Source organism: Phenylobacterium sp. (assembly GCF_037138395.1).
Classification (GTDB): domain Bacteria; phylum Pseudomonadota; class Alphaproteobacteria; order Caulobacterales; family Caulobacteraceae; genus Phenylobacterium.
On sequence record NZ_JBAXIM010000199.1, the window covers coordinates 1 to 3,810 of the forward strand.

Here is a 3,810-nt window from a genome sequence, read left to right on the forward strand (position 1 = left end):
GCGACCCCGAGCGCCTGAAGCGGCAGATGGAGAAGTACATCATCCGCCGGCCCGGACGCCCGGACGACGTGGCCAACATGGTGCTCTTCCTGTCATCGGACGCCTCGAGCTGGATCACCGGCCAAGTCTATCCGGTGAACGGCGGTTTCACCTTCGCGCTGTGAGGAAAGTTGCGGACCCGTCCCGGATCGCCTGCAAGGGCCCCGGGGCGGGCTCCGTCTCAACCGGCGCGGACCAGCAGCGGTTCCGGCGCGAAAACCGTTTCCGACAAGCGCGCTCCACCCTGCCGCGCCGCGTAGCGCTCGCCCGCCAGCCGCACCATCTTCTGGAGGTTGGCGAGGAAGGCCTTCTGGTCCCGCGTGCGAGCATTGTGCTGGAACTGCTCGGCCTTGACGGCGCTCAGGAGTTCGGGGGACTCGATCAGGAAGCCCAGGTAGCGGAAATACTCCTCTGGTGTATCCGCGATGAAGCTTTCTGGGATGAGGGCCGAGACATCCCCGAACTTCAGGGAGAGCACGGCCGCCCCCGCCCCAAGGGCCAGATTGGCGCTGTTCCCGCCACCACGCCGGAAGGGATTGGCGAAGACATCGACGGTCGTCATCAGGCGATCGAGGGGGCTTGCATAAGGAATGTGCAGGAAGCGGTGCCCCAGGACCTGGCGGCAGGCTTCGGACAGGTAGTCGGGAAGGCCGCCGACCACCATCCAGACGCAGTTCGGCTGATCCCTGACTGCCAGTTCCATGCCCGTGATGAAGGCCTCGTCCATCTCGACGCCGAGACGGTTGCCGACCGTGGCAATCACGAAGGCATCTGGGTCGAGGCCCACTTCGGATCTTGGTATCGGTTCCGGGGGCGGCGAATCCAGGCAGGGGCCGGAGAGGCTCTGAACATAGTTTCCAGCAAACACAGGCGGAGCGCCCTGGGCTTCCCAGAGCCCTCGGATCGTCTCCGGAGTGTGGAAGTACCAGAAGACGTCGGCGTACTGGACCGGCGCCTCGTCCGCACAGGTGAACATCAGAGTCGGGCCAAGCCGGCTGGCCACGCTGATCACTGGCGAAAGGGCGGGCTCGCACCAGACATGGAAGGTGCAGGGACCGCGGCCGAGGATGCCGGCCAGGAAGTCCGGATTGTCGACGGTTGAGATAAAGACGAGACCCCGGCTGGCGGGGAAGCCCCCTAGCCTCTCCCGGATGTATGCGCGCATGGGGTCCGTGATGTCGCCAGAATGCACGATCTCAAGGCGATCGACCTTGGGATCCATAGCAAGGGCTGCCGCATAGTCGATGGCGCCGCCCGATGGCGAATGCGCTGGGTCCAGCAGGGTCCCGACGAAGAGCACATGCGCCCGGCGGAGCCGGGAGGCCGGGAGTTGGCGGGGCGCCATGTCCAGGCCATCAGAAATCCGGGTGAGTACCGACCGGGTGAGGCGGCTGAGCCGCGCCCTCACCTCGGGCGGGACCTCGGGCCCCCGCCACCAGGCGAGGGAATTCAGGTCAGATGCCACCAGAAGCCGCACCGCGTCCTCGATGTCGTCGCCCTCAATCTGGGTTGCGAGGGTGGCGTAGAGATTCTCGTTATTCAGTCTGGCGAAGTCCTGCAGCACGAAGAGGGCGCTCCAGCGCTCTGCGATCGTCCGGACGGCATCTGCGTACTGGGGCTGGGCACCTTCCAGCAGGAAATCCTCGAGGGTCACGACGGAAAGTCTCCGGGTTTCAGGATTAGAGGGCGGCAAGGGCGGACCTGAGGGACGACGCGATCTTCTGGATCTGGGTGCCGCCGAGGTCAGAGAAGAAGGGCAGGCCAAGGCTGGAGGCGGCGAGAGCTTCCGTGACAGGCAGGGCCGAGGCCGGACAGTCCGTGAAGGCCGGGGCGACATGGCAGCCATTTCCCCACCAGCGGCGGGTATCGACACCGCTCGCGCTCAGGCTGGCCTCGACGGGGTCGGCGGCGCCGGCAGGCAGCCGTACGACACAGGTGCTCGAGATCCAGTTCGTCCCCCATCCTTCCTGGAAGGTCACTGCCTTCACATCGGCAAGGGCGAGCCGGAGGCGACGTGCCGCGGCGGCGTACCGGTTCCGGGTCGTCGGCCACTGGTCGAGGGCCGCAAGGCCGACGGCCGCAGAGTACTCGCTGAGCTTGGCGTTGGTTGCGACGTGTCGCGAGACTCGATCGCCCATGAAGGCGAAGTTGGTCATGGCGCGGAGCCGGGTGCTGAATTCCGGATCCTCCGAGGCGATGAAGCCCCCCTCCCCGACACCGAGGGTCTTGGTGGCGTGGAGACTGACCATAACGGGCACTTCCGCCGAGGCGGCCGCGTCGAACCCTGCAGCCGCGTCGATGATGACCTTGACCCCCGTGGCGTCCTGGAAGGCACGCCAGGCGGCAGGCGACATGGGTCGGCCCATCACGGCCACCGGCATGGCCGCCGCCACCGGGCCGGGCGCCTCAGGCAGGGCGGCAAGGAGGCCTGCTGGGGTCAGCTCGCCATCCTTCGTCTGGACATCTACGAACCAGGGAACCAGCCCGGCCATGCGGACCGCGTGGGCGGTGGCCACGAAGGTCCAGGACGGCAGGGCGCAGAACGAACCCCTGGGCAGGCCGAGGGCCTCGAGCGCCAGGGTCAGGGCCAGGGTCCCGTTTGCAACCGTGACGACCGTTGCGCCTCTGTCGAAGCGGGCGGCGAGGCGGTCCTCGAACTCCAGGACGAGCGGCCCGAAATTAGAGTACCAGCCAGCCGCGTCGATCCGCTCGAGATAGGGGCCCAGGTCGGCGGCCCGCGGCATGGTGGGCACCGCAACCGGGATGCGGGTAGCCTTGTCGACGCCGGGAGCGGACACTAGTTCAGAAGTGGCGGCGCTTGCAGCCAGCATCGGTCTGCTCCTGGATTCTTCAAAGGGGATCTTCGGTCATCATGGTTAATGCCCGGTTACGGGTGAAGGTTGGCGCGTCGGGGCTTCCGATCTAGTCTGGTCACCCTGCCGTCAGTGAGTCGCCATCAAGAAACCGGCGTCAAGGGGAGCGCGATGTCCGTGACTCGGCTGGTTGTCGTGGGCCCTGGCCTGATGGGCATGAAGCATATCGACTTGGTGCGCGCCGACCCCAGGACGGAGCTCGCCGCCATCGTCCAACCGGAGCCGATCCACGCCCGACATCTCGCCGAGACCCTGGGTGTACCTGTCTTTGCGGATGTCGGGGCCTGCCTGGAGGCGGTCCGCCCGAACGGCGTGATCCTCGCCTCGCCGAACCCGTTCCACTTCAATCAGGCCCGGACATGCGCCGCCACGGGTACGCCCATGTTGATCGAAAAGCCGATCACGGACGACCTTTCTGAGGCCGAGGCCCTTGTGGACCTGATCGCCCGCTCCGGGGTGAAGGCCATGGTCGGACACCACAGGGCCCACAGCCCCCTGGTTCACGCAGCCCACCGGGTCGTTCAGTCCGGGCGCCTCGGGCGGCTGGTGGCCTTTCAGGGCAGCGCGGTCTTCCGCAAGCCCGACGACTACTTCGCGGCCGCGCCCTGGCGGACCCAGGCGGGTGGAGGCCCCATCCTGATCAATCTGATCCACGAGATCGGGATGATGCGAGCCCTCTGCGGCGAAATCGACTCGGTCCAGGCCCAGACCTCCTCCCGGGTCCGCGGACACGCGGTGGAGGACACTGCCGCGATCACGGTGTCGTTTTCGAGCGGTGCCCTCGGGGTCTTCATGCTGTCGGACTCTGGCGCCTCGGCGCGGAGCTGGGAGCAGACGACCGGCGAGAACCCCGCCTTCTTCAACGCGCCGGAGGAGACCTGCTACACGCTGACTGGAG

At 66.9% G+C, this 3,810-nt stretch carries 3 protein-coding genes; 1 reads left to right on the forward strand and 2 read right to left on the reverse strand.

Annotated features, from left to right (window positions below):
• Positions 1-220 precede the first annotated feature (220 nt).
• Positions 221-1,693, reverse strand: coding sequence for a hypothetical protein (locus tag WCJ52_RS12115; protein WP_336903564.1), 1,473 nt, complete (start codon positions 1,691-1,693; stop codon positions 221-223).
• 25 nt (positions 1,694-1,718) lie between these two features.
• Positions 1,719-2,870 (reverse strand): aminotransferase class I/II-fold pyridoxal phosphate-dependent enzyme, encoded by a 1,152-nt coding sequence (locus WCJ52_RS12120; RefSeq protein WP_336903565.1) that lies wholly within the window; start codon positions 2,868-2,870, stop codon positions 1,719-1,721.
• Positions 2,871-3,023: 153 nt separating this feature from the next.
• Here WCJ52_RS12120 and WCJ52_RS12125 point away from each other — a divergent pair.
• The coding region (locus WCJ52_RS12125; protein WP_336903566.1) for a Gfo/Idh/MocA family oxidoreductase at positions 3,024-3,810 on the forward strand (787 nt) is incomplete at its 3' end.